25 protein-coding genes and 1 pseudogene are annotated in these 25,730 nt (G+C 65.2%); 6 read left to right on the top strand and 20 right to left on the bottom strand.

The features are described from left to right. The coding region (locus L6D77_RS13655; RefSeq protein ID WP_236170063.1) for a lytic murein transglycosylase at positions 1 to 1,173 on the top strand (1,173 nt) is incomplete at its 5' end. Positions 1,174 to 1,419: 246 nt separating this feature from the next. Here the strand turns inward: L6D77_RS13655 and L6D77_RS13650 are convergent. The 13 genes from L6D77_RS13650 to L6D77_RS13590 all read right to left on the bottom strand — a co-directional run bounded on the left by L6D77_RS13650 (position 1,420) and on the right by L6D77_RS13590 (position 13,858). Further along, complete coding sequence (locus L6D77_RS13650; protein WP_232882687.1) at positions 1,420 to 2,358, bottom strand: S66 peptidase family protein; 939 nt, start codon at positions 2,356 to 2,358, stop codon at positions 1,420 to 1,422. 97 nt (positions 2,359 to 2,455) lie between these two features. Then, on the bottom strand, positions 2,456 to 3,472 hold the full coding sequence (gene lipA, locus L6D77_RS13645) for a lipoyl synthase (protein WP_110993399.1): 1,017 nt from the start codon (positions 3,470 to 3,472) through the stop codon (positions 2,456 to 2,458). Positions 3,473 to 3,474: 2 nt separating this feature from the next. Beyond that, entirely contained in the window at positions 3,475 to 4,122 is a 648-nt protein-coding gene (lipB, locus tag L6D77_RS13640) for a lipoyl(octanoyl) transferase LipB (RefSeq protein ID WP_232882686.1), read from the bottom strand. Beyond that, the gene (locus L6D77_RS13635) at positions 4,122 to 4,397 is read right to left on the bottom strand and encodes a DUF493 domain-containing protein (RefSeq protein ID WP_153787726.1); all 276 of its coding nucleotides are present in this window, start codon (positions 4,395 to 4,397) and stop codon (positions 4,122 to 4,124) included. Before L6D77_RS13635 ends, lipB begins: the two co-directional genes overlap by 1 nt. A gap of 72 nt (positions 4,398 to 4,469) precedes the next feature. After that, complete coding sequence (locus tag L6D77_RS13630; RefSeq protein ID WP_153787725.1) at positions 4,470 to 5,630, bottom strand: D-alanyl-D-alanine carboxypeptidase family protein; 1,161 nt, start codon at positions 5,628 to 5,630, stop codon at positions 4,470 to 4,472. Between the two features lie 262 nt (positions 5,631 to 5,892). Then, positions 5,893 to 6,891, bottom strand: coding sequence for a septal ring lytic transglycosylase RlpA family protein (locus tag L6D77_RS13625; protein WP_232882685.1), 999 nt, complete (start codon positions 6,889 to 6,891; stop codon positions 5,893 to 5,895). Further along, complete coding sequence (gene mltB / locus L6D77_RS13620; protein ID WP_232882684.1) at positions 6,891 to 7,901, bottom strand: lytic murein transglycosylase B; 1,011 nt, start codon at positions 7,899 to 7,901, stop codon at positions 6,891 to 6,893. The genes L6D77_RS13625 and mltB overlap by 1 nt, the downstream gene beginning before the upstream one ends. Positions 7,902 to 7,918: 17 nt before the next feature. Further along, complete coding sequence (rodA, locus tag L6D77_RS13615) at positions 7,919 to 9,022, bottom strand: rod shape-determining protein RodA (RefSeq protein WP_232882739.1); 1,104 nt, start codon at positions 9,020 to 9,022, stop codon at positions 7,919 to 7,921. A 38-nt stretch (positions 9,023 to 9,060) separates the two neighbouring features. Beyond that, positions 9,061 to 10,959: a penicillin-binding protein 2 gene (mrdA, locus tag L6D77_RS13610; protein WP_232882683.1), complete on the bottom strand. Its 1,899-nt coding sequence runs from the start codon at positions 10,957 to 10,959 to the stop codon at positions 9,061 to 9,063. 16 nt (positions 10,960 to 10,975) lie between these two features. Next, the gene (gene rlmH, locus L6D77_RS13605) at positions 10,976 to 11,443 is read right to left on the bottom strand and encodes a 23S rRNA (pseudouridine(1915)-N(3))-methyltransferase RlmH (RefSeq protein WP_023631106.1); all 468 of its coding nucleotides are present in this window, start codon (positions 11,441 to 11,443) and stop codon (positions 10,976 to 10,978) included. A 9-nt stretch (positions 11,444 to 11,452) separates the two neighbouring features. Then, on the bottom strand, positions 11,453 to 11,881 hold the full coding sequence (rsfS, locus tag L6D77_RS13600) for a ribosome silencing factor (RefSeq protein ID WP_110993391.1): 429 nt from the start codon (positions 11,879 to 11,881) through the stop codon (positions 11,453 to 11,455). 44 nt (positions 11,882 to 11,925) lie between these two features. Further along, the gene (nadD, locus tag L6D77_RS13595) at positions 11,926 to 12,552 is read right to left on the bottom strand and encodes a nicotinate-nucleotide adenylyltransferase (RefSeq protein WP_232882682.1); all 627 of its coding nucleotides are present in this window, start codon (positions 12,550 to 12,552) and stop codon (positions 11,926 to 11,928) included. A 34-nt stretch (positions 12,553 to 12,586) separates the two neighbouring features. Then, positions 12,587 to 13,858 (bottom strand): glutamate-5-semialdehyde dehydrogenase, encoded by a 1,272-nt coding sequence (locus L6D77_RS13590; RefSeq protein ID WP_232882681.1) that lies wholly within the window; start codon positions 13,856 to 13,858, stop codon positions 12,587 to 12,589. Between the two features lie 307 nt (positions 13,859 to 14,165). On the opposite strand from L6D77_RS13590, the gene L6D77_RS13585 reads away from it, so the two are divergent. Together L6D77_RS13585 and L6D77_RS13580 are read left to right on the top strand one after the other, a co-directional pair. Then, positions 14,166 to 14,858, top strand: a complete 693-nt coding sequence (locus tag L6D77_RS13585; RefSeq protein WP_232882680.1) for a DNA-3-methyladenine glycosylase — start codon at positions 14,166 to 14,168, stop codon at positions 14,856 to 14,858. Between the two features lie 3 nt (positions 14,859 to 14,861). Further along, a complete protein-coding gene (locus tag L6D77_RS13580) occupies positions 14,862 to 16,178 on the top strand; it encodes a bifunctional DedA family/phosphatase PAP2 family protein (protein ID WP_232882679.1) in 1,317 nt (438 codons plus the stop codon). Positions 16,179 to 16,411: 233 nt separating this feature from the next. On the opposite strand, the gene L6D77_RS13575 is transcribed toward L6D77_RS13580, so the two are convergent. From L6D77_RS13575 to L6D77_RS13565, 3 genes are read right to left on the bottom strand one after another with little or no spacing between them, the layout of a single operon-like run. Further along, positions 16,412 to 17,002 carry an LON peptidase substrate-binding domain-containing protein gene (locus L6D77_RS13575; RefSeq protein WP_232882678.1) on the bottom strand — a complete coding sequence of 197 codons (591 nt, stop codon included), beginning with the start codon at positions 17,000 to 17,002 and terminating at the stop codon, positions 16,412 to 16,414. Positions 17,003 to 17,011: 9 nt separating this feature from the next. Beyond that, on the bottom strand, positions 17,012 to 17,728 hold the full coding sequence (locus tag L6D77_RS13570) for an LrgB family protein (RefSeq protein WP_232882677.1): 717 nt from the start codon (positions 17,726 to 17,728) through the stop codon (positions 17,012 to 17,014). Continuing rightward, complete coding sequence (locus tag L6D77_RS13565) at positions 17,725 to 18,087, bottom strand: CidA/LrgA family protein (protein WP_232882676.1); 363 nt, start codon at positions 18,085 to 18,087, stop codon at positions 17,725 to 17,727. Before L6D77_RS13565 ends, L6D77_RS13570 begins: the two co-directional genes overlap by 4 nt. A 148-nt stretch (positions 18,088 to 18,235) precedes the next feature. Here L6D77_RS13565 and L6D77_RS13560 point away from each other — a divergent pair, with 148 nt between their 5' ends. The 3 genes from L6D77_RS13560 (at position 18,236) to L6D77_RS13550 (ending at position 21,273) form a co-directional block, all read left to right on the top strand. Next, a complete protein-coding gene (locus L6D77_RS13560; RefSeq protein ID WP_232882675.1) occupies positions 18,236 to 18,691 on the top strand; it encodes a MaoC family dehydratase in 456 nt (151 codons plus the stop codon). Between the two features lie 177 nt (positions 18,692 to 18,868). Then, the gene (locus tag L6D77_RS13555) at positions 18,869 to 20,602 is read left to right on the top strand and encodes a C13 family peptidase (RefSeq protein ID WP_232882674.1); all 1,734 of its coding nucleotides are present in this window, start codon (positions 18,869 to 18,871) and stop codon (positions 20,600 to 20,602) included. A gap of 26 nt (positions 20,603 to 20,628) precedes the next feature. Continuing rightward, positions 20,629 to 21,273 (top strand): oxidoreductase, encoded by a 645-nt coding sequence (locus L6D77_RS13550; RefSeq protein WP_232882673.1) that lies wholly within the window; start codon positions 20,629 to 20,631, stop codon positions 21,271 to 21,273. Between the two features lie 135 nt (positions 21,274 to 21,408). On the opposite strand, the gene L6D77_RS13545 is transcribed toward L6D77_RS13550, so the two are convergent. The 4 genes and pseudogenes from L6D77_RS13545 to L6D77_RS13530 all read right to left on the bottom strand — a co-directional run. Then, complete coding sequence (locus L6D77_RS13545; protein WP_232882672.1) at positions 21,409 to 21,696, bottom strand: YceK/YidQ family lipoprotein; 288 nt, start codon at positions 21,694 to 21,696, stop codon at positions 21,409 to 21,411. Further along, a complete protein-coding gene (gene ubiX / locus L6D77_RS13540; RefSeq protein ID WP_232882671.1) occupies positions 21,693 to 22,322 on the bottom strand; it encodes a flavin prenyltransferase UbiX in 630 nt (209 codons plus the stop codon). The genes L6D77_RS13545 and ubiX overlap by 4 nt, the downstream gene beginning before the upstream one ends. Beyond that, a complete protein-coding gene (gene mpl / locus L6D77_RS13535; protein ID WP_232882738.1) occupies positions 22,319 to 23,668 on the bottom strand; it encodes a UDP-N-acetylmuramate:L-alanyl-gamma-D-glutamyl-meso-diaminopimelate ligase in 1,350 nt (449 codons plus the stop codon). Before mpl ends, ubiX begins: the two co-directional genes overlap by 4 nt. 75 nt (positions 23,669 to 23,743) lie before the next feature. Beyond that, positions 23,744 to 25,720, bottom strand: a pseudogene (locus L6D77_RS13530) (sigma-54-dependent Fis family transcriptional regulator); the annotation flags it as partial. Positions 25,721 to 25,730 lie beyond the last annotated feature (10 nt).

Raw genomic sequence — 25,730 nt, 5'->3', positions numbered from 1 at the left:
ACGCTGCCCGGCACCAGCACCGACACCAGCAGCGAAATCCAGCCCCTGCAGACCTTTGCCCAATGGCAGGCGGGCTTTCGCCAGCAGGCCCTGCAAGCCGGCATCAGCCCCAGCCTGTTCGACCGCGCCTTCCTGGGTGTCACCCCGGACATGGACGTGATCAAGGCCGACCGCAGCCAACCCGAATTCACTCGCCCGGTCTGGGAGTACCTCGACGGCGCCTTGTCGCCATTGCGCGTGCGCAATGGCAAGAAGCTGCTGGAGCAGAACGCCGAACTGCTGAGCCGAATCGAGCAACGCTATGGCGTCGATCGCCAGGTGCTGGTGTCGGTGTGGGGCATGGAGAGCAACTTCGGCCAGTTCCAGGGCAGCAAGTCGGTGATCCGCTCACTGGCCACCCTGGCCTACGAAGGCCGTCGCCCGCAGTTCGCCCAGGACCAGCTGATCGCCGCCCTGCAGATCCTGCAGAACGGCGACATCCAGCCCGACGCCATGCGTGGCTCCTGGGCCGGCGCCATGGGCCAGACCCAGTTCATCCCCACCACCTACCTGACCCACGCCGTGGACTTCGACGGTGACGGTCGCCGCGATATCTGGAACAGCACCGCCGATGCGCTCGCCTCGACCGCCCACTACCTGCAAGCGTCCGGTTGGAAACGTGGCCAGCCGTGGGGCTTCGAGGTCGAGGTGCCCGCCGGCTTCGACTACTGGCTGGCCGACGGCAGCCAGCGCAAGAGCGTCAGCGATTGGCTGCAACTGGGCGTGAAACTGCCGGCAGGCACCCAGCTTCCGGCCAACAGCAGCCAGCTGTCCGCCGCCCTGCTGCTACCCGCCGGTGCGCGCGGCCCGGCGTTCCTTGTGCTGGACAACTTCCGCGCCATCCTCAAGTACAACAACTCGTCGTCGTACGCGCTGGCGGTCAGCCTGCTGGGCGACCGTTTCTATGGCTGGGGCTTCATCGCCGGTAGCTGGCCTAAGGACGACCTGCCCTTGAGTCGCAGCGAGCGCATTGAGCTGCAGAGCCTGCTCAACGCCAGCGGTCACGAGGCGGGTAACCCCGATGGCATCATCGGCGCCAACACCCGCAAGGCCATTCGCAATGCGCAACAGGCGCAGGGCTGGCCGGCGGATGGGTATCCGACGCACAAATTGCTGGACAGCCTGCGCCGCTGACCTGGAGTAGGCGCTACACGCCCAATCGCTGGTAAGCCAGCTCCCACAGGGGCAAGCAGGCTGAGTGCCTGTGGGTGCGGCTTGCCCCGGCTCTTGTAGGAGCGGCCTTGTGCCGCGAAAGGGCCGCAAAGCGGCCCCAACGATCAATTGCGCGACACAAATGGCTGGGGCTGCGGTGCAGCCCTTTCGCCGCGCAAGGCCGCTCCTACAGGGTTCGTGTGAGCCACCAGGTGGGCCCCGGCAGGCTCAAGCCTTGAACAAAGCCTGCTCCAGAACCAGTGCTCGATCGCTCGCATCCAACCCCACCCGCGCCCCCATCGGCAAACACAGGTTCGGGTCACAGTGCCCGCTACGCCAACCGGCCAGCACCGGCACCCCGAGCGGCCCGAAGATATCCAGCAGCAGCGGCGTCATCGCTGCCACCGTCACCCCGGCAAAGTCCCCCACCAGCACACCCCGCAGGCCTTGCAGCTTGCCCGCCAGGCGCAGTTGGGTCAGCAGGCGGTCAACCCGGTACAGCGGCTCATTGACGTCCTCGATAAACAGAATGGTGCCTTGGCTATCCAGTTCGGCCAACGTACCCAGCGTGGCACCGAGGATCGACAGATTGCCCCCCACCAGCCGCCCGCTCGCCGCACCCGGCACGATGGTCGTCAGCGGGTAGGCCTGCGGGTGAACAATGGCATCACCCTCCCCCAGCCGCCCACCCAACTGCTCGAACAGTGAGCTCACGGTCGGCTCGAGCTTGCCCCCCAGCAGATCGGCATTGAGCATCGCACCATGGAAGCTGATCAGCCCGGCATGGCGGTTGAGCACCGTATGCAACGCGGTGATATCGCTGTAGCCCACCAGCGGCTTGGGGTGGCGACGAATCAGGTTGAAGTCCAGCGCATCGAGCAGGCGCATGCTGCCGTAGCCGCCACGCATGCACAGGATGGCGTCGATGTCCGGAGCCTGGAAGGCATCGTGCAGGTCTTGCAGGCGCTGTTGATCACTCCCCGCCAGGTACCCGTCGGCCTGGTTGGCTCCTGGGTAGATGCGGCATTGATACCCACGGCTGTCGAACCACTGGCGAACCTTGTCGGCATCCAGTCGGGCCGGCCCTGCCGGCGCGACGATAGCGAATCGGGCATTGTCGGGCAGAGCCCTGGGCAGCAGGGTTTCAACGGTCTCCACGCAATTCATCGGGCTACTCCTTGCAGCTTGTCACTTGAAACTTGCAGCTAAAAAAAAGCCGATGCCGCCTTTCGGCGCGCATCGGCATGTTCATCTCAAACCCGCTTCAGAGCTTGATCTTGGCTTCGTGAGCCTGCTGGTCGGCGTGGTACGAGGAGCGTACCAGCGGGCCGGAAGCGACGTTCTTGAAGCCCATCTTGTAGCCTTCCTCGGCGAACCAGGCGAAGGTGTCCGGGTGCACGAAGCGCTGCACCGGCAGGTGGCTGCGCGACGGCTGCAGGTACTGGCCGAGGGTGAGCATGTCGATCTCGTGCTCACGCATACGGTGCATGACCTCGATCACTTCCTCGTCGGTTTCGCCCAGGCCCAGCATCAGGCCGGACTTGGTCGGCACGTGCGGGACCATCTGCTTGAACTTCTGCAGCAGGTCCAGCGACCAATCGTAGTCCGAGCCCGGGCGCGCGGCCTTGTACAGGCGCGGCACGGTTTCGAGGTTGTGGTTGAACACGTCCGGCGGGGTCTGCGCGGTGATTTCCAGCGCCACGTCCATACGGCCGCGGTAGTCCGGCACCAGGGTCTCCAGCTGCACGCCCGGCGACAGCGCGCGGATCTCGCGGATGCAGTCGGCGAAGTGCTGGGCACCGCCGTCACGCAGGTCGTCGCGGTCCACCGAGGTGATCACCACGTACTTCAGGCGCAGGTCGGCGATGGCCACGGCGAGGTTCTTCGGCTCGTCCAGGTCCAATGGCTTCGGCCGGCCGTGGCCGACGTCGCAGAACGGGCAGCGACGGGTGCAGATGTCACCCATGATCATGAAAGTGGCGGTACCACCGGAGAAGCACTCGCCCAGGTTCGGGCAGGAGGCCTCTTCGCAGACGCTGTGCAACTTGTGCTTGCGCAGCAGTTGCTTGATGCGGTCGACTTCCGGCGAAACCGGGATGCGCACGCGGATCCAGTCTGGCTTCTTCGGCAGTTCTTCGGTGGGGATGATCTTCACCGGGATGCGCGCCACCTTCTCGGCGCCACGCAGTTTTACCCCGGCTTCCACTTTTTTAGGGGCAGGACGCGAGGTGACGTCTTGCGTCGGGATCAGGTTCGGCACGGCTTCTTGCACAGTTGTCATATTCAGTCGATTCCGCCCGTGAGGGTCGTCTGCTCAGCATAGTCGAGGTGCTTGACCAGCTGTCCGCGCAGCCTTGTCCTGACCTCGTCGAGTTCGATCGGGCCTGCCAAGTCGCGCAGCTGGGTCATGGCCAGCCCCGCATACCCACAGGGGTTGATTCGGCGGAATGGCGCGAGGTCCATGTCCACATTCAGAGCAAGGCCGTGGAAGCAACGACCGTTGCGGATTCGCAGGCCAAGGGAGGCGATTTTCGCTCCATCGACATATACGCCAGGGGCATCGGGCTTGGCCGCGGCCTGGACGTCGTAACTGGCGAGCAGCTCGATCAGCGTCTGCTCGATGCGGCTGACCAGTTCACGCACGCCAAAGCCCAGGCGGCGCACATCCAGCAGCAGGTAGGCGACCAACTGGCCGGGGCCGTGGTAGGTCACCTGGCCGCCGCGGTCGGTCTTGACCACCGGAATGTCACCCGGCACCAGCAGATGCTCGGCCTTGCCGGCCTGGCCCTGGGTGAACACCGCCGGGTGCTCCACCAGCCAGACTTCATCCTGGGTATCCGGGCCACGTTGCTCGGTAAAGCGACGCATGGCCTCCAGCACCGGTTCATAGGGCTGCAGGCCAAGCTCGCGAATACCGAGGCATGCGCTCATCACAGCACCATTTTCACGATGCCGGTGGCACGCAGGGCACTGTTGATGTCGTGCAGTTGATCTTCGCTTTCGGCAATGATGTGCAGTTGCACCGTGGTGTACTTGCCTTCCTTGCTCTGGCGCTCGGCCAGTGTGGCCAGGTCGACCTTGGCGTACTTGCTGAGGATCTCGATCACGGTGTCCTTGAAACCGACCACGGTATCGCCGATCACTTTGATCGGATAGTCCGCACAAGGGAATTCGATCTTATGCGACTTGACGTCTTCTTCGCTCATTGCGGGATGGCCTCGTAAGCCGTGGCAACAGCAATGCCCCCGCCTGGTTCACGGGGGCCTGCAGGTCACGTATCAGTTGAACAAACCGTAGAAGAACAGGCGGATGCTATCCCACATACGGCCGAAGAAACCAGCTTCCTCCACGCCATCGAGGGCGATCAGGTCGGCGCTGTGAATCACTTTCTCGTCCAGTTTGACTTCCACTTTACCGATCACGTCACCTTTGGCGATCGGCGCGGTCAGTTGCGGGTTCATGCTCATCGAAGCCTGCAGGCGCTTCAATTGGCCTTTAGGCATGGTCATGGTCAGGTCGTTGGCCAGGCCGGCTTTCACCTGGTTGGTCGCGCCTTTCCACACCGGGGCCTGGGTCAGCTCGGTGCCCTTCTGGTAGAAGGTCTGGGTTTCGAAGAAGCGGAAGCCATAGGTCAGCAGCTTTTGCGTTTCAGCAGCACGCGATTGCTCGCTGTTGGTGCCGAACACCACGGCGATCAGGCGCTGGCCGTCACGCACGGCGGAGGCGACCATGCAGTAGCCGGCTTCGTCGGTGTGGCCGGTCTTCAGGCCGTCGACGGTCTTGTCGCGCCACAGCAGCAGGTTGCGGTTAGGCTGCTTGATGTTGTTCCAGAAGAACTCTTTCTGCGAGTAGATGGCGTAGTGCGCTGGGTCTTCGTTGATGATCGCGCGTGCCAGCAGGGCCATGTCGTGGGCCGAGGAGTAGTGCTCGGGGTTCGGCAGGCCGGTCGGGTTCATGAAGTGGCTGTTGCCCATGCCCAGGTCGGCGGCCGTCTTGTTCATCATGTCGGCGAAGGCGTCTTCGCTGCCGGCGATGTGCTCGGACAGCGCCACCGACGCATCGTTGCCGGACTGGATGATGATGCCGTGCAGCAGGTCGCTGACGGTCACCTGGGTGCCGACCTTGATGAACATCCGCGAACCGCCGGTACGCCAGGCGTTTTCGCTGACGGTCACCGGGTCGTTCTCGCCGATCTGGCCACGACGAATGTCCAGGGTGGCGATGTAGGCGGTCATCAGCTTGGTCAGGCTGGCTGGCGGCAGGCGCTCGTCACCGTTGTTCTCGACCAGCACGTTGCCGCTGGCCGCGTCCATGAGTACATAGGACTTGGCGGCCAGTTGCGGTGGTGCCGGCATCATCTGCTCGGCCGCGAAAGCGACAGGCGTGATCAGCAGCAGAACAGGCAGGCAAAGTCGTTTGGCAAGGTTGGTGATGTTCATCCGTCTCTCGTAAATCGCTAATGGTCTGATGTTCCGCGGGCCACATCGTGTGCCCAACGCCCCGTCAGTCTAGTTTTATGGCCAGTGGCCTGGCCCGCAAAAGTGCGACCTAATGCCGCTGCGGGCAAAAGCGGGCATTGTACATGGCAACGCCCGGCAATTCATGAACAAACCGACAGGTCGGCGTCGTCCATTTCGCGGGTAAACCCGCTCCCACAGGGTTTTGCGCAGTCCTGTGGGAGCGGGTTTACCCGCGAAGGCGTCAGTCGGTGACGACTTTGGCCTGGCCGAGGTTGGCCAGGCGAATGCTGTCCTGGGTCTGCTGGATCTCGCCCTGGCTGTTGATCGGCCCCAGGCGGACCCGGTGCAAGGTCTGCTGATTACGCACGACGGAGCTGATGAACACCGGCGCACTGACCATGGTGCTCAGCTTGGAGCGCAGCAATTCGGCGGCGTCCGGGTTGGCGAAGGCGCCCACCTGCAGGATGCTGCCACCGTTGCTGTTCGGCACGTTGTTGCCGCTGACCTGCACCGGCACCACCGGCGCTGCATGCTGCTGCGGCGGCGGGGTCCACTGCTCGACACGCCCGGTGCTGGCGGCGATCGGCTGGGCCTGGGCGACCTGCGGCTCCTTGAGCATCAGCGGTGGCTGCTGGCCACGCTGGGCCCACCACTGCTGCGGGTCGATACCTTCGACGCGCACATGGGCGGTGCCGCTCTCGGCATAGCCGAGCTTCTTCGCCGCGGCGTAGGACAGGTCGATGATGCGGTCGGAATAGAACGGCCCGCGGTCATTGACCCGCAGGATCACGCTGCGGCCGTTGGCCAGGTTGGTCACCCGCACGTAGGCCGGCAACGGCAGGGTCTTGTGCGCCGCACTCATGCCATAGAGGTCGTACAGCTCGCCGTTGGCGGTGTTCTGCCCGTGGAACTTGGTGCCGTACCAGGAGGCCGTGCCCTCGGCACGGTAGTTGCGCGAGTCCTGCATCGGGTAATAGGTCTTGCCCAGCACCGTGTACGGGTTGGCCTTGTAGTTGCCGGTGTGCACGGTCGGGGTGGCGTCGGGGATCTTGTTGACGTCCACGTCCCACCACGGCGCGCCATCCTTGTGGGCGCGGTTGATGTCCAGGCCCGGCTGCGAACGCACCGCGTTGCCGCTGCTCTGGGAGGTCGGGCGGCTGGTGGAGCAGCTGACCAGGAGCATGCCGACGGTGGCGCAGGCAAGCAGCTTGAAGGTGTTGGCAGAGATGATTGCGCGCATTACTTGACGCCCCGTGCTTGAACCAGCTGTTCGGCAAGCTGATGCACCGCCATGGCATACATCACGCTGCGGTTGTAGCGAGTGATCGCGTAGAAGTTCTTCTGGCCCATCCAGTACTCGGGGCCGTACTCGCCTTCCAGGCGGAAGGCGGTGACCGGCAGATCATCGCGCAACGCATCATGACTCGACCAGCCCAGCGCTCGCAACTGCCCCACGGTCCTGGCCGGCTCGATGCCGGTGGTCAGGCCTTCGTCGGCGCGGGTGCCGGCGACCTGCGCGCGGGTGACCACGGTGCCACCGGCCACCCAGCCGTGACGCTTGAAGTAGCTGGCGACGCTGCCGATGGCATCGTCCGGGTTGTTCCAGATATTGATGTGGCCGTCACCGTCGAAGTCCACCGCGTAGTTGCGAAAACTGCTCGGCATGAATTGCGGCAGGCCCATGGCGCCGGCGTAGGAGCCCTTGAGCGTCAGCGGGTCGAGCTGCTCATCGCGGGCCAGCAGCAGGAACTCGCGCAGCTCCTTGCGGAAGAATTCGGCGCGCGGCGGGTAATCGAAACCGAGGGTGGACAGTGCGTCGATCACCCGGTAGTTACCGGTGTTGCGGCCGAAAAAGGTCTCCACGCCGATGATCGAGACGATGTACTGCGCCGGCACGCCGTATTCCTGCTCGGCGCGGGCCAGTACCGCCTCGTGCTGGCGCCAGAAGTCCACCCCGCGGGCAATGCGCGCGTCGGTGATGAACATCGGGCGGTACTCTTTCCACGGCTTGACCCGCTCGGCCGGCCGTGAAATTGCGTCGAGGATCGCCTGCTTGCGCTGCACCTCGGCAAATACGCCCAGCAGTTGCTCACCGGCAAAGCCGTAGTCACGGGTCATCTCGCCAACGAACTCGGCCACCTGGGGCGAGCCGTCGTAATCGCCGGCAAGGGCTTGCTGGACAGCGCCGAACAGGCCCACCGCGCCGATCCACGGCACACAACGGGCAACCCAGCCACGCACTGCTTGCATTGAATTCTTCACCTTTTTCAAACTTGAGCAATCCATTTGCGGTGCGTATGGATCGACATCAGAACGCCAAACGCTGACAGCAGCGTCACCAACGAAGTTCCGCCATAGCTGATGAAGGGCAGCGGCACACCCACCACGGGCAGAAGGCCGCTGACCATTCCGATATTGACGAATACATAAACAAAGAAGGTCATGGTCAGGCTGCCCGCGAGCAGCTTGCCGAACAGGGTCTGTGCCTGGGCCGTGATCATCAGCCCGCGGCCGATCAGCAGCATGTAGATCAGCAGCAGCAGGCAGATGCCGACCAGGCCGAACTCTTCACCCAGCACGGCGATGATGAAGTCGGTGTGGCTTTCCGGCAGGAAGTCCAGGTGCGACTGGGTGCCCAGCAGCCAGCCCTTGCCGAACACCCCGCCCGAGCCGATCGCCGCCTTGGACTGGATGATGTTCCAGCCGGTGCCCAGCGGGTCGCTTTCCGGGTCGAGGAAGGTCAGCACGCGCTGCTTCTGGTAGTCGTGCATGACGAAGAACCACATGGCCACCGCCACCGGCACCGCCGCGGCAATCACACTGATGATCCAGCGCCAGCGCAGGCCGCCCATGAACAGCACGAAGGCCCCGGAGGCGAGGATCAGCAGCGCCGTGCCCAGGTCGGGCTGGCGCACGATGAGGATGAACGGCACACCGATCAGCACCAGGCTGATCGCCACGTGCTTGAGGTGCGGCGGCAAGGTGCGCTTGGACAGGTACCAGGCGATGGTCGCCGGCATGATGATCTTCATGAACTCCGAGGGCTGGAAGCGGATCACCCCGGGGATGTTGATCCAGCGCGTGGCGCCCATGGCGTTGTGGCCCATCACGTCCACCACCACCAGCAGCATCACCCCGGCCAGGTAGGCCAGCGGCACCCAGCGCGCCATGAAGCGCGGCTCCAGCTGGGCGATGATGAACATCGACACCAGGCCGATGCCGAAGGAAGTGGCCTGCTTCATCAGCAGGTCCCAGTTCTTGCCGCTGGCCGAATACAGCACGAACAGGCTGCCAGCGGCCAGCGTCAGCAGGATGAGCAGCAAGGGGCCGTCGACGTGGATGCGCTGCAGGAAGCTGGCGCGACGGCGCATCACGTCCTCGCTGGAGAGCATGCGATCGAAGTTGTTCATCACGGGGCCGTTTCCTGGGCGACTGTAGCGGGGCCGAACTCAGGCTTGAGCCGGCCGTTCTCGTCGAGCAGCCAGGCGTCCATGACCTGACGTACCACGGGGGCGGCGACACCGGAGCCGGACTCGCCGTTCTCGACCATCACCGAGACCACGATCTTCGGGTCTTCGGCGGGGGCGAAGGCAACGAACAGCGCGTGGTCGCGGTGGCGCTCCTGAAGCTTGTTGCGGTCGTACTTCTCGCCCTGCTTGATCGCCACCACCTGCGCGGTACCGCTCTTGCCGGCGATGCGGTACGGCGAGCCAAGGGCCGCCTTGCGCGCGGTGCCGCGGGCACCGTGCATCACCTGCTCCATGCCGTGGGTGACCTTGGCCCAGTCGGACTTGTCGCGCAGGACGATGTTCTCCATCGGGTTCTCGTCCACCGGCGGCTGGCCTTCGATGGTCTTGGCCAGGTGCGGGCGGTTCCACACGCCCTTGTTGGCGATCAGCGCGGTGGCCTGGGCCAACTGCAACGGCGTGGTCTGCATGTAGCCCTGGCCGATACCGAGGATCAGCGTTTCGCCCGGGAACCAGGCCTGGCGGCGGGTGGCGCGCTTCCATTCGCGGGACGGCATCAGCCCGGGGGACTCCTCGAACATGTCCAGCGAGACCTTCTGCCCGATGCCGAACCGGTTCATGTAGTTGGACAGCCGATCGATGCCCATCTTGTGCGCAAGATCGTAGAAGTACGTGTCATTCGACCGCATGATCGCCACATCCAGATCGACCCAGCCATCGCCGGTGCGGTTCCAGTTGCGGTACTTGTGGTCGTAGTTGGGCAGTTGGTAGTAGCCGGGGTCGAACACCCGGCTGGAAGCGGTGACCACGCCACTGTCCAGGCCGGCGATGGCCACGGCCGGCTTGATGGTCGAGCCCGGCGGGTACAGCCCGCGCAGCACGCGGTTGAACAGCGGCCGGTCGATCGAGTCACGCAGTTCGGCATAGGCCTTGAAGCTGATGCCGGTGACGAACAGGTTGGGGTCGAAGCTCGGCTGGCTGACCATCGCCAGCACTTCGCCGGTGCGCGGGTCGAGCGCCACGATGGCGCCACGCCGCCCGCCCAGCGCCTGCTCGGCCGCTTCCTGCAGCTTGATGTCGAGGCTCAGCACAATGTCCTTGCCCGGCTTGGGGTCGGTGCGCTTGAGCACCCGCAGCACCCTGCCGCGGGCGTTGGTCTCGACTTCCTCGTAGCCCACCTGGCCGTGCAGGTCGTCTTCGTAGAAGCGCTCGATGCCAGTCTTGCCGATGTGGTGGGTGCCGCTGTAGTTCACCGGGTCGAGGGTTTTCAGCTCTTTCTCGTTGATTCGCCCGACATAGCCCACCGAGTGGGCGAAATGCGCACCCTGCGGGTAATGACGCACCAACTGTGCCGCCACCTCGACACCGGGCAGGCGGAACTGGTTGACCGCGATGCGGGCAATCTGTTCTTCGTTGAGCTCGAACAGGATCGGCACCGGCTCGAATGGCCGACGCCCCTGCTTCATGCGCTTCTCGAACAGGGCGCGGTCATCGGGGGTGAGTTCCAGCACCTCGACGATCACATCCAGCACTTCCTGCCACTTGCCAGGGTTGCCGGCGCGCTCGCGGGTCATCACCAGGCTGAAACTGGGCCGGTTATCGGCGACGATCACCCCGTTGCGGTCGAAGATCAGCCCGCGGGTCGGCGGGATCGGCTGCACATGCACCCGGTTGTTCTCCGACAGCGTCGAGTGGTAGTCGTACTGGATGACCTGAAGGAAGTAGAGCCGGGCGATCAATACGCAGACGAGCAGCACCACCGCCACGGCGCCCACGACGACGCGGTTGCGCACCAGGCGGGCGTCTTTCTCGTGGTCCTTGAGGCGGATCTGCTGCGGCATCGGCGGGCTTACAGGTTCATTTGTGGTACGGATGCCCGGACAGCACGGTCCAGGCGCGATAGATCTGCTCGCCGATCAGTATCCTTACCAACGGGTGCGGCAACGTCAGCGGCGACAGCGACCAACGCTGCTCGCTGCGTGCGCAGACCTCCGGCGCCAGCCCCTCCGGGCCGCCCACCATCAGGTTGACCGTACGCGCATCCAGGCGCCAACGGTCCAGCTCGCCCGCCAACTGCTCGGTACTCCACGGCTTGCCATGGACCTCCAGCGTGACGATGCGTTCCCCGGGCTGCACCTTGCTCAGCATCGCCTCGCCCTCCTGACGGATCAGGCGGGCGACATCGGCGTTCTTGCCGCGGGTGTTCAGCGGGATTTCCACCAGCTCCAGCGCAAGCTCCGGGGGCAGGCGCTTGGCATATTCATGCCAGCCTTCCTCGACCCACTTGGGCATGCGCGAGCCGACCGCGATCAGACGCAGACGCACGACGCTTCCTTATTCCCGGTCTTTGAGCTTGTCGGAATACTCGTGCGCGTGCTCCGGGCTGTGGTGCTTGCCATCGTTGGCGCGGCTCTGCTCGGCGCCCAGCCACAGACGCTCCAGGTCGTAGAACTGGCGTGCAGCGGCGGTCATCATGTGCACGATGACGTCGTTCAGGTCCAGCAGCACCCAGTCGCTGTCGCCCTTGCCTTCTTCGCCCAGAGGCTGAGCGCCCTTGGCCTTGACCGCTTCACGGACCTTTTCCAGCATCGCGTTGATCTGGCGATTGGAGGTACCGGTGGCGATGATCATGAAGTCGGTCAGGCTGTGCTTTTCACGCACGTCGATAACCTGGATGTCCTGGGCCTTGACGTCTTCCAGCGCGGCCTTGGTCAGCGCGACCAGCTCTTCGCCACTGATGCCATTGATTTTCTGCTTGGTCATATAAAACTCGTTCAACTCATTGAATGAGGCGCCCGTGGGCGCCGTCAGTTGGACGCACGATACAGATCGTGCGCCTCGATGTAGGCCAGTACTGCGTCCGGCACCAGGAACCGCGCCGACTTGCCGCTGGCCAGCAGCTGTCGGATCTGCGTGGCGGACACCGCGAGCGGCGTCTGCCAGACGAACGAAATGTGCCCCGCCGGGCCGGACATGGCGGTGGGGTCGTTCTGTGAGCGCGCAGCCAGCAGGTTGCGCAGCTCGTCAGGGGGTTCGACATCAGCATCCGGGCGCTGCAGCACCAGGATGTGACAGTGTTGCAACAACTCTTCCCAGCGGTGCCAGCTGGGCAGGCCGCAGAACGCGTCCCAGCCCATGATCAGGAACAACTGGTCGTGCCCGTTCAGCTCGGCACGCACCGATTCGAGGGTGTCGATGGTGTACGACGGTTTGTCGCGCGCCAGCTCACGGGCGTCCACGCTCAGGCACCCAACCCCCTGCACGGCGCTGCGCACCATGGCCAACCGGTCCTGCGCCGACACCTGTGGCGTGTCGCGGTGCGGCGGGCGGGCGTTGGGCAGCAGGCGCAGTTCGTCCAGGTGCATGAACTCGGCCACTTCCAGCGCGCTGCGCAGGTGACCGATATGCACCGGGTCGAAGGTACCGCCGAGCATGCCGACGCGCCGGATTGCCGCAGCCTTGTTCAACTCAGCAGGACCCCTGGCCGCGCAGCTGGCCGTCGCCGATCACCACGTACTTCTCGCAGGTCAGGCCTTCCAGGCCGACCGGGCCGCGGGCATGCAGCTTGTCGGTGGAAATGCCGATCTCCGCGCCCAGGCCGTATTCGAAGCCGTCGGCGAAGCAGGTTGGAGTGTTGAGCATGACCGACGCCGAGTCGACCTCGGCGATGAAGCGCCGGGCCTGGCCCTGGTGTTCGGTGATGATCGAATCGGTATGGTGCGAGCCGTAGTGGTTGATGTGCTCGATGGCCTGGTCCAGGCCGTCGACCACTCGGATCGACAGGATCGCGTCGAGGTACTCGGTGTGCCAGTCGTCTTCGGTGGCAGGCTGGCTGTCGATGATCGCCTGAGTACGCTGGCAACCGCGCAGTTCGACGCCCTTCTCCTGGAAGCGGCGGGCCATTTCCGGCAGGAAGCGCTCGGCCACGCGCTGGTCGACCAGCAGCGTTTCCATGGCGCCGCAGATGCCATAGCGGTAGGTCTTGGCGTTGAAGGCAACGCGCCAGGCCTTGTCCAGGTCGGCGTGTTCATCGACGAAGACGTGGCAGATGCCGTCCAGGTGCTTGATCACCGGCACCCGCGCGTCGCGGCTGATGCGCTCGATCAGGCCACGGCCGCCGCGCGGCACGATCACGTCGACGAACTCGGGCATGCTGATCAGTGCGCCCACCGCGGCGCGGTCGGTGGTCTCGACCACCTGCACCACTGCCGGCGGCAGGCCGGCCTCGGCCAAGCCACGCTGGATGCAAGTGGCGATGGCACGGTTGGAATGAATGGCTTCGGAACCGCCGCGCAGGATGGTGGCGTTGCCCGACTTGAGGCACAGGCTGGCGGCGTCGATGGTTACGTTGGGGCGCGACTCGTAGATGATCCCGATCACCCCCAGCGGCACGCGCATCTTGCCGACCTGGATGCCCGACGGGCGGTAGCTCATGTCCCGTATGGCGCCGACCGGGTCCGGCAGGCTGGCCACCTGGCGCAGGCCGGTGATCATGCCGTCGATACGCGCCGGGGTGAGCGCCAGGCGGTCGAGCAATGCGTGCTCCAGGCCATTGGCGCGGCCGTTGGCGAGGTCCTGTTCATTGGCTGCGGTAAGCACGTCGCGGGCGGCGTCCAGCGCGTCGGCGGCGGCCTGCAGGGCGCGGTTCTTCTGCGCGGTGCTGGCACGGCCGATGACCCGCGAGGCCTCACGGGCGGCGTGACCCAGGCGGGTCATGTAGTCAAGAACGGACTCAGTCATGGGCTCGGTGTCTTGGCGAAAGGGGAAATCGGCTGATTATAACTGGCGCGCTCGGGTACGCCCAGCGGTGGGTGGCGGATGGTAGAAAATGGTTGGCGTCGATGTGTAGGAAAGATGTAACCACCCGTATCGGAATTTTTCCCCTGCGCAGGGCCATTTCGCGGGCAAACCCGCTGCCGCAGGGAACATCGCCGCACCTGTGGGAGCGGGTTGACCCGCGAAACGCGCCAACGCGGATCCGGCGATTCAGCCTCGATTAAGCCATTCGTTGCTATCATCCCCGGCTTTACCGCCACGAACCGCCCGCATGCCCGAACACGCCCCCTGCCCGGCCCGCGCCCTGCCCGACAGCTTCTTCGACCGCGATGCGCAGACCCTCGCCCGCGACCTGCTGGGCAAGGTGATCCGCCATCGCCACGGCAATCTGTGGCTGGCGGCGCGGATCATCGAGACCGAGGCCTACTACCTCACCGACAAGGGCAGCCATGCGTCCCTGGGCTTTACCGAAAAGCGCAAGGCGTTGTTCCTCGATGGCGGGCATATCTACATGTACTACGCCCGTGGCGGCGACTCGCTGAACTTCAGCGCCCAGGGCCCGGGCAACGCGGTGCTGATCAAGTCCGCCTACCCCTGGGTCGATGCGCTGTCCGACCAAAACAGCCTGGCGCAGATGCAACTGAACAACCCCGACGCCAGCGGCAACCTGCGCCCGCTCGAACGCCTGTGCAACGGCCAGACCCTGCTGTGCCGCGCCATGGGCCTCAAGGTGCCGCACTGGGACGCGCAACGCTTCGACCCCGAACGGTTGTACGTCGAGGACTGCGGCATCCGCGTGCCACGGGTGCTGCAGGCCGCCCGCCTGGGGATCCCCCACGGCCGTGACGAGCACCTGCCCTACCGTTTCGTCGACGCCGAGTACGCCCGCCATTGCACACGCAACCCAATGCGCCGCGGCCAGGTCGAAGGCCAGGATTACTTCATTCTCGAACAAGGAAACTGAACCATGGGCCAATGGCTCGACAGCCTGACCACCTGGCTTGGCGCCAACCCGCAGTGGCTGGGCCTGGCGATTTTCGTGGTGGCCTGCGTGGAATGCCTGGCCATCGCCGGCATCATCGTACCCGGCACCGTACTGTTGTTCGCCGTCGCCGTGCTGGCCGGCAGCGGTGCGTTCACCTTGGGTGAAACCCTGTTACTGGGCTTCCTTGGCGGGGTCCTGGGCGACGCCATCTCCTACGCCGTGGGCAAGTACTTCCACCAGAACATCCGCCGCCTGCCGCTGCTGCGCAGCCACCCGGAATGGATCGGCAGCGCCGAGGCCTACTTCCAGCGCTACGGCATCGCCAGCCTGCTGGTGGGCCGTTTCATCGGCCCGCTGCGGCCAATGCTGCCAATGGTCGCGGGCATGTTCGACATGCCGTTGCCACGCTTCATCGCCGTCAGCCTGGTGGCCGGTGCCGGCTGGTCGGTGGCCTACCTGCTGCCGGGCTGGGCCACCGGCGCCGCGATGCGCCTGCCGCTGCCCGAGGGGTTCTGGCTGGATGCCGGGATCATTTTCGGCACCCTTGCGGTCTTGATTGGCCTGAGCCTGAACAGCAGCATCCGCGACCAGCGTCATGGCACCCGCCTGGTCGCCGCGCTCAGTGGCGCAGCGGTGGCCGCACTGTTCATCGGCTGGCCGTACCTGAGCGAATTCGACCAAGGGGTGATGACCCTGGTGCAGGAACACCGCAGCCAGGCACTCGACGGCGCCGTGGTAATGATCACCCGCCTGGGCGATTTCCGTACCCAGTTCTTCCTGGGCGGCCTGCTGACCGGGTTGCTGCTGCTGGCCCGACAGTGGCGCCATGCACTGTTCGCAGGCTCGGCACTGATCGGCACGGCAATCGCCAATGGCACCCTGAAATGGTTGTTCGCCCGGGCCCGCCCGGAAGTGCTGAGCGACCCGCTGACCAGCTACAGCATGCCCAGTGGCCATAGCTCGGCCGCGTTTGCCTTTTTCCTGGTGCTGGCGGTACTGGCCGGGCGCGGGCAACCGCCGCGCATGCGCCTGACCTGGGTGCTGCTGGGCTGCCTGCCGGCCCTGGCGATCGCCCTGTCGCGGGTGTACCTGGGGGCGCACTGGCCGACCGATATCCTTGCCGGGGCGCTGCTGGCGTGCTGCGTGTGTGCGCTGAGCCTGACGCTGGTGCAGTATCGCCAGCCGCTCACGGCCTTGTCGCAACGAGTGTGGTGGCTGGTGCTGCCGGCCTGTGTGGCGCTGCTGGCGTTCTTCGTGCTGCATGCGCTGCCAAAGGCGTTGCTGCGTTATCAGTATTGATAGCGGCAACGCTGCCCTCTACGCGGCTAAAGCCGCTCCCACAGGGCTTGCATCGATCCTGTAGGAGCGGCCTTGTGCCGCGAAAGGGCCGCAGCGCGGCCCCTTGATTTCAGCGTGAGCACAGAGATCGCCAGGTCTGCTGCGCAGCCCTTTAGCGGCGCAAGGCCGCTCCTACAGGCTATACGCAGGCCCTGTGGGAGCGGGTTTACCCGCGAACAAGCCACGCTGAACTGTCAGGCAAACAGCTCACCCTGTATGCGCTCAAGCAACTTCTGGATCTCCTCCAGCCGTTCCTGCGGCGAGTCGATCGCCAGCAAATCGAGCTTGTCCTCCTCCATGAACGGCAGCAGGTAGGCGAGCTGGTTGCTTAGCGACTGCCGCCCGCCCACATCACGCGGCATGTCCAGCGCCTCGACCATCGGGTGCTCGCCCAGGGCCAGCAGCAGTGCCAGCAGGTCGTCGTCCTGCTCGACCAGCGGGCTATCGGCCAGCTCCGGCAGCCAGTGAACCTCACCGACCAGCAATTGGTCCTTCTGCACCTCGGTTTGCTCGACGCTAAAGCGCCGCACCCCTTCGACGCGAATCCCCAGCAGGCCGTTGTCCTGCTGCACGAAGTCGCGAATCAATGCCTCACAGCCGATCGAAGCCACCGCCGGCGGCGCCTTGCCGACCTGCTCGCCTTCAAGGATGCATACCACCCCAAAGCCTGCGCCTTGCTTCATGCAGCGGCCGATCATGTCCAGGTAGCGCGCCTCGAAGATCTGCAGGTCGAGCAGGCAACCGGGGAACAGCACGGTATTGAGGGGAAACAGCGGTAACGTCATCTCAAGTCCTCATGCCACCAGGCTGACCGCCAACGGCAGGAACACCGCCGTGGCCACCCCCATCAGGCTCATCGCCAGCGCGGCGAAGGCGCCGCATTCGTCACTCTCCTGCAAGGCCACCGAGGTGCCCACCGCATGGGCGGTAACGCCAAGGGCCATGCCCCGGGCTTCAGGGCTGAGCACGCCGAAGCGGTTCAACAGCGCAGGGCCGAAGATCGCCCCGATCACCCCGGTGATCAGTACGAACACCGCCGCCAGCGCCGCCACGCCACCAATCTGTTCGGCCACCAGCATGGCGATCGGCGAAGTCACCGACTTGGGCGCCATGGTCATCAGGATCATGTGTTCGGCGCCGAACCACCAACCCAGCGCCAGGCACGCCACCGTGGCAAACAAGCCTCCGATTACCAGCGTAGTAAATGTCGGCCAGAACAGCTGACGGATGCGTCGCAGGTTCAGGTAGAGGGGCACTGCCAGGGCTACGGTGGCCGGGCCCAGCAGCGTGCCCATGATCTCGGTGCTCTTGCGGTACTCGGCATAGTCGATGCCGCATACCAGCAGCACGCCGATCACCACCAGCATCGACACCAGCACCGGCTGCAGGAAGATCCAGCGGGTTTTCTCGTAGGCCGCCAGCACCAGCTGGTAGGCCGCCAGGGTGATACCGATGCCGAACAACGGGTGGTGGATGACCGCGTCGAGCGCGCCATGCCAGTCGAGGGTCATGGCAGCTCCTCGCGCTTGCCCTGGCGGTGGATCAGCTTCTGCATCAGCACGCCCACGAACACCAGGGTCACCAGGCACGAGATCAGCAAGGCGCCGGCAATGGCCCAGAAGTCGGCGGCAATGTCCCTGGCGTAGACCATCACCCCCACGGCAGGCGGTACCAGCAGCAACGGCAGGTAGCGCAGCAGGCTGCTGGCAGCCTCGTTGAGCGGCTTGCCCACTTCACCGCGAACCATCAGGAAGGCCAGCAGCAGCAACAGGCCGATGATCGGCCCGGGCAGAACGGGCAGGAACAGATGATTGATCGCCGTCCCCAGCAGCTGGAACAGCACCAGCCAGGTCAACCCACGCAACAGCATAAAGACCTCCCGAAAGCAGGCGGCCATTATAAGCACGCCAAGCACGCGCCTATAAGGCGATATTCGGCGAAAAACGCACAACTTGACTGCAACGGCTGGCCGTGCTGATCTTGCACCTTCGTACCAAATGACAACCTGGAGAGTCGCGATGCCCTATGTACCGGTTACAGAGCTTTCGCAGTACGTTGGTAAGGAACTGGGACGTTCCGCCTGGCTGAAGATCGATCAGCAACGCATCAACCTGTTCGCCGAGGCCACCGGCGATTTCCAGTTCATCCATGTCGACCCAGTCAAAGCGGCGAAGACCCCGTTCGGCACTACCATCGCCCATGGCTTCCTCACCCTGTCGCTGATCCCCAAGCTGATGGAAGACCTGCTGGTACTGCCCGAAGGCCTGAAGATGGTGGTCAACTATGGCCTGGACAGCGTGCGCTTCATCCAGCCGGTGAAAGTCGACAGCAATGTGCGACTCAAGGTGGAGCTGACCGACGCCATCGAGAAGAAGCCCGGCCAGTGGCTGCTCAAGGCCACCGCCACCCTCGAAATCGAAGGTGAAGACAAACCGGCCTACATCGCCGAGCCGCTGTCGCTCTGCTTCGTCTGAAGGGCTGGCTGCCCCCTGTGGGAGCGGGTTTACCCGCGAAGCGCTCACCCCGATGAGGGGGTTGCAGGGCAGGGCTGGGCCCTTGTTCGCGGGTGAAACCGCTCCCACAAGTGCCTCAATTCACGCTTTCGCGCATTGTGCGGCATACTCCATGCATCGTTCGGCCCGGACTCCGCCATGCGCCCCCTGCTACCCCTTGCCCTGATCCTGCTGCTCGCCGCCTGCGGCGAGGGCGAACCCCTGTCGCCACCTGACGCCCGCCTGCCCGATGGTGGCCACTACCGGGGCCAGGTGGTCGATGGCCTGCTGCAGGGCGAGGGGCGTATCGACTACCCCAATGGCAGCTGGTACGCCGGCACCTTCAAGGATGGCCAGTGGCATGGCCAGGGCGAATGGCACGGCAGCAACGGCGAGGTCTACCGTGGCCAGTTCGCCGCCGGGTTGTTCCAGGGCCTGGGCGACCTCACCACCCCAGGCAGCCATTACGCCGGCACCTTCAAGCACGGCCGCCGCGACGGCGAAGGCACTCTCAAGCAACATGACCAGACCTACCGCGGCCAGTTCAAGGACGACCAGTACGACGGCGCCGGCCAGCTCGACCTGGCCGACGGCAGCCGTTACCAGGGCCTGTTCGCCAAGGGCAAGCCCAATGGCGCCGGGGTACGCAGCGATGCCAGCGGCAACCAGTACAGCGGCCACTTCATCGACGGCCAGCTGCAGGGGGCAGGCACCTACGACAGCGCCGACGGTGAGCAGTACATCGGCGAATTCAAGGACAACCACCTCGAAGGCCGAGGGCGCTACGAGAACGCCGACGGCGATGTATGGATCGGCGACTTCAAGGATGGCTCGCTGGTCGGCCAGGGCGAGTTGCTGGGCAGCGACGGCAGCCGCTACAAAGGGGCTTTTCGTGACTGGCGTTTCAATGGCAACGGCAGCCTGCAGTTGGCCGATGGCAGCCAGTACCTTGGCGGCTTCGCCGATGACGCCTACCAGGGCCATGGCCGCCTGACCCACCCCGACGGCCGGGTCGAGGCCGGCTACTGGACCAACGGCGTGCGCGTGCGTGACGAGAACAGCAAGCTGCTGCCCGACCCACTCGACCTGGCCCTGCTCAACCAGGGCAAGCTGCTGGACGATGCCCTGAACAAGGTGCCGCGCTCGCACCCGCCCGTGCAGCTGTACAGCCTGGTGGTGGCCGGGGACGGCCAGCAGAGCGTATTCATGCGCGAGGCCGACTACGTCAGCAACATGCTCAAGGTACGCTTCAGCGCCCATGGCCAGGTGACCCTGGTCAACCACCGCGACCATATGGCCGACCGCCCCATGGCCACCCGCGAGAACCTCACCCGCGCTGCCCGCGTGATTGCCGAGCGCAGCGGCCCGGAAGACCTGGTGTTCATCTACCTGACCAGCCACGGCAGCCATGACCACCAACTGGTGCTCGACCAACCGCGCCTGCAACTGGCCGACCTGACCGCCGACGAGCTGGCCAGCGCCCTCACCCCCCTCAAGGACCGCGACAAGGTCATTGTCATCTCTGCCTGCTATTCCGGCGGCTACATCGCCCCGCTCAAGGATGACCGGACCCTGATCATGACCGCCGCCCGCCCCGACCGGGTCTCGTTCGGCTGCTCGGAAGAAGCCGACTTCACCTACTTCGGCGACGCCCTGTTCGCCCAGGCGCTGAACCAGACCGACGACCTGAAACAGGCGTTTGAACTGGCGCGGCAAACTGTTGCCGAACGGGAGAGAAGGGAAGGTTTCGAAGCCTCTGAGCCGCAGCTCTGGGCGCCGCCAGCGGTGGTCTCGCACTGGCAGCGCCTGCGCCGGCAACAGGCCGAACAAGCCTTGCGAAATGGCACACCGCCAGTACCGGGCGAACAGGCAAAAACACCTGCCACCCACTAAGCTGTGTGTAACAAGGGAGAGACATCATGTACTTGACGCCTCAGCATGTCCTGCTTGCCGGTGCCACGGGTCTGACAGGTGAACACCTGCTCGACCGCTTGCTCAACGAGCCCACCATCAGCCGCGTGCTGGCGCCGACCCGCCGGCCGCTGGCCGAGCACCCGCACCTGGAAAACCCGGTGGGTGACCCGGCCGTGTTTCTCCCGCAACTGGCCGGCCGTGTCGATATCGCCTTCTGCTGCCTGGGCACCACGCTCAAGCAGGCAGGCTCGGAAAACGCCTTCCGGGCGGTCGACCTGGACATGGTCGTGGCCTTCAGCAAACGTGCCCGCGAGATGGGCGCGCGCCACCTGCTGGTGATCAGCGCACTGGGCGCCGACCCGAAGTCATCGATCTTCTACAACCGGGTCAAGGGCGAGATGGAAGAGGCGCTCAAACGTCAGGACTGGCCGCAGCTGACCATCGTGCGGCCTTCGCTGTTGCTGGGTGAGCGCATGGAGCCCAGGCTTGGGGAAATGGTCGCGGCGCCGTTCTCACGGCTGATCCCGGGCAAGTACCGTGGCATCGAGGCCTGTACGCTGGCCCGGGCGCTGTGGCGCCTGGCGCTGGAGGAAGAAGACGGGATTCGAGTGGTCGAGTCGGACGAATTGCGCAAACTGGGCAAGAAGTGAGTTGAAGCGAAGTACATAACCTGTGGGAGCGGGTTCACCCGCGAATGGGCCATTGAACCCAACGAGGTATTCGCGGGTAAACCCGCTCCCACAGTCCTTACCTGATCAATGACTAATCTTTTGCCACTTGATCACTTACAACCCGCCCGTGGCGTTAAAGCCAATCCCCGCCGCTGTCAGCAACGACAACGGCAACAGCAAGGTATCGAGCAACGCACTCCCCGGCAGGTCCAGCCCCGGGTACGCCGGCGCCAGCGCACCGAAATGGTCCAGCGGGCAACAGCCGCCGTTCATCACGTACAAGTCCAGCCGCGTCCCGGCATACACCACCGGGGCGCCCGGCTTGTTCGCGTCCAGCGTACGCACCGTGGCGCAACCGCCAAGCTGGGCCAGCACCAGCAGCCCGAGCAACACCCGCCTCAATCGTCGCTCCCATGGTGATGCTCACCCCAGCGCGGCAACATGTCCTGCGGGATGTTCAGCAGGTTGAGAATGCGCGCCACGACAAAATCGACCAGGTCGTCGATGGTCTGCGGCTGATGGTAGAAACCCGGCGCCGCCGGCAGGATCACCGCGCCCATCTGCGAAAGCTTGAGCATGTTTTCCAGGTGGATGGTGGAAAACGGCGCCTCTCGCGGCACCAGGATCAACTGGCGTCGCTCCTTGAGGGTAACGTCGGCGGCGCGCTCGATCAGGTTGTTGCAGGCACCAGTGGCAATCGCCGAGAGCGTACCGGTGGAACAGGGCACCACCACCATCGCCGCCGGCGCGCCGGAGCCCGAAGCCACCGGCGACATCCAGTCCTCCTTGCCATACACCCGGATCTGCCCATCGGCGGCGCCGGTGTACTCGGTGAGGAAAGCCTGCATCGCCCGGGGCTTGGCCGGCAGCACTACGTCGGTCTCGGTGGCCATCACCAACTGCGCGGCCTTGGAGATCAGAAAATGCACCTCGCGGTCCTCACGCACCAGGCAGTCGAGCAGGCGCAGGCCATACTGCGCGCCGGAGGCGCCGGTCATGGCCAGGGTGATGCGTTGCGGCCCGTTCACTTCAGCGCCTCGGCCAGCTTGCCGTGCAGGCCGCCGAAACCGCCGTTGCTCATGATCACCACATGGGTGCCCGGGCGCGCCTGGCCCTTGATGCGCTCGATGATCGCTTCGAGGCTGTCGGCAACCACACTCGGCACCTTGCACTGGGCGGCCGTGGCGGCGAGGTCCCAGCCCAGGTTGGCCGGGGCGTACCAGATCACCTGGTCGGCGTCGTTGACGCTTTCCGGCAAGCCATCGCGGTGCGCGCCGAGCTTCATGGAGTTGGAGCGCGGCTCGATCACCGCGATCACCGGCGCCTCGCCGACGCGCTTGCGCAGGCCGTCGAGGGTGGTGGCGATGGCGGTCGGGTGGTGGGCGAAGTCGTCATAGATGGTCACGCCCTGCACCTCGGCGACCTTCTCCATGCGCCGCTTCACGCTCTTGAACGCACTGAGACCGTCGATGGCCATGGCCGGCACCACACCGACATGACGGGCCGCGGCCAGGGTGGCCAGGGCGTTGGCGACGTTGTGCTGGCCGGTCATGCCCCAGTCCACCACGCCTTGCACCTCGCCGCCGAACAGCACTTCAAAGCGCGAGCCGTCGGCGCTGAGCAGGCGTGCCTGCCATTGGCCACCAACGCCTGTGGTCTGCACCGGGGTCCAGCAGCCCATGCCGATCACCCGCTCCAGGGCCTGCTCGGTGGTCGGGTGGATCACCAGGCCTTCACTCGGGATGGTACGCACCAGGTGATGGAACTGCCGCTCGATGGACGCCAGATCCGGGAAGATGTCTGCGTGATCGAACTCAAGGTTGTTGAGGATCGCGGTGCGCGGGTGGTAGTGGACGAACTTCGAGCGCTTGTCGAAGAAGGCGCTGTCGTATTCGTCGGCCTCGACCACGAAGAACGGCGTATCGCCCAGACGGGCCGATACCGAGAAGTTCTGCGGCACGCCGCCGATCAGGAAGCCCGGGCTCATGCCGGCATGTTCGAGCACCCAGGCCAGCATGCTGCTGGTGGTGGTCTTGCCGTGGGTACCGGCCACCGCCAGCACCCAGCGCCCCTGCAGCACATGGTCGGCCAGCCACTGCGGGCCGGACACATAAGGCAGGCCCTTGTTCAGCACGTACTCCACCGCTGGGTTGCCCCGCGACATGGCGTTGCCGATCACCACCAGGTCCGGGGCCGGCTCCAATTGTGCAGGGTCATAGCCCTGGGTGAGCTCGATGCCCTGGGCTTCGAGCTGGGTACTCATGGGCGGATAGACGTTGGCGTCCGAACCTGTGACGCGGTGGCCAAGTTCCTTGGCCAGCACCGCCAGCGAACCCATGAAAGTGCCGCAAATACCGAGAATGTGAATGTGCATGGTCGACCTCGCAAAACGTCGACGCAGGGTAGCCCAGGGCGCGGGAAATCGCACCCGCTGTTTCGCTCGGCCGGCCCTGGCGATGCCGTGTTTGCGCAGTTTCCGATACAGGGTGTTGCGGCTGATCCCCAGATGCTCGGCGACATGGGTCATGTGCCAGCGGTTGGCCTCCAGGACTTCGAGCAGGGCCTCGCGCTCGGCATGCAGGAGCGGCCTTGTGCCGCGAATGGGCTGCGACGCAGCCCCAGCGGAATCGGCATCGCCTTGAAGACCCTGGGGCCGCTCTGCGGCCCTTTCGCGGCACAAGGCCGCTCCTACAGGGACCGAGGCGCTGCGGATGATTGCGGGGAGATCAGAGAACTCGATAAGGGCCTGCTCGCACAAGGCCACCAAGGTGCGCAGCACGTTACGCATCTGCCGCACGTTACCCGGCCAGGCGAAATCGAGCAGCGCCCGGCGCGCCGCAACCTCCAGTGCGATCGGCTGCCCTTCGGCCTCCTGACGCAGCAGAAAGTCCAGCAACTGGCCCTTGTCACTGCGCTCGCGCAGCGCCGGCAACGCCACCTCCAGGCCATTGAGGCGGTAATAGAGGTCTTCCCGAAAGCCCCCCTGCTCCACCCGCTCAAGCAAATCGCGGTGGGTGGCGCTGATGATGCGCACATCCACAGCTTGCGGTTCGCCACCAATCGGCACCACCTGACGTTCCTCCAGCACCCGCAGCAACCGGGTCTGCAGCGCCAGCGGCATGTCGCCGATCTCGTCCAGCAACAGGGTGCCGCCATCGGCCTGCAACAGCTTGCCGCGCATGCCTTCCTTGCGCGCGCCGGTAAAGCTGCCGCCGCGATAGCCGAACAGCTCGCTCTCGATCAGGCTCTCCGGGATCGACGCACAGTTGATCGCCACGAAGGGCTTGTGCCGGCGGGCACTGGCCTGGTGCACCGCCTGGGCGAACGCCTCCTTGCCGCAACCGGTCTCACCGCGCAGCAGCAGAGGCACATCGCGCTCGAAGACCCGCACGGCCCGGCGAAAATCATGCTGCAACGCAGGGTCGAGCAGGCAGATGCCTGGCTCGGCCGCCTGGCGTGCCTGGGGCAATGCCGCCGGCACCGACCACACCGGCGTACGTGCCTGACCGCGCAGGCTGGCGAACACCTGCCGGCCATCGCGGGTATGCAGGGGCCACGCCGTGCTGCCTTGCGCCGTGGCGCGGCTGAACAGCTCGTCATGGCTGCAGGCAAAGAACCGATCAACCGGCTTGCCCAGCACACCACCGCGAATGCTGCCCAGCAGGTTCAGCGCGCTCTGGTTGGCCGCACAGATCCGCCCGTCGCCGTCGAACGCCAGCAAGCCCTCGCTGAACAAGCCGACCGACTCGGCCTGCAGGTGGAAACGCAGCAGCCAGTGCTGCTCGAAGTGGCGCAGGAAGTAGCAGCTCTCGATCATCTTCGCCGACAGGTTGACCAGCGCCATGGTGTGGAACTGGCTCTGGCGCGACACATCCGGCCGCGCCGACGACACGTCAAGCACCGCCAGCAGCTCGCCATGAGGGTCGAACACCGGGCTGGCCGAGCAGGTCAGGCCGGTGTGACGGCCACGGAAGTGTTCGTCCTGGTGGATGGTCAGGGCCTGGCGCTCGACCAGGCAGGTGCCGATGCCATTGGTGCCCTCGCGCGCTTCGCTCCAGTCGGCACCCAGCCACAGCCCGGCACGCTCGAAGCTGCGCCGCTCGCCGGGCGCGGTCACACAGTTGAGGATCACCCCGCGGGCATCGGTGAGCAGCACTGCATGCCCGCTGCCCGACAACTGCTGGTGCAGGCTGTTCATCTCGTTGTCGGCGATCTGCAGCACCTGCTGCAGGCGCTCGCGGCTCTCCAGCAGGCGGCCGTGTTCGAGCACTACCGGGGCCTGGGCGCGCGCGGGGTCGAGGTGGTAGTCCTCCAGGCAGCGCAGCCAGGAGCGGGCGATGGAGGGGTCGCTGCCCGGCCCGCTGGCCTGGCCGTGGGCGACGGTCAGCACTTGCTGGGCGTGGCGGCTGAACGGGTTGCTCTGCATTTGTTGTTGT

The organism is Pseudomonas parasichuanensis (genome assembly GCF_021601385.1).
GTDB classification, from domain to species: domain Bacteria; phylum Pseudomonadota; class Gammaproteobacteria; order Pseudomonadales; family Pseudomonadaceae; genus Aquipseudomonas; species Aquipseudomonas parasichuanensis.
This window is presented reverse-complemented; position numbering and strand designations above follow the sequence as displayed.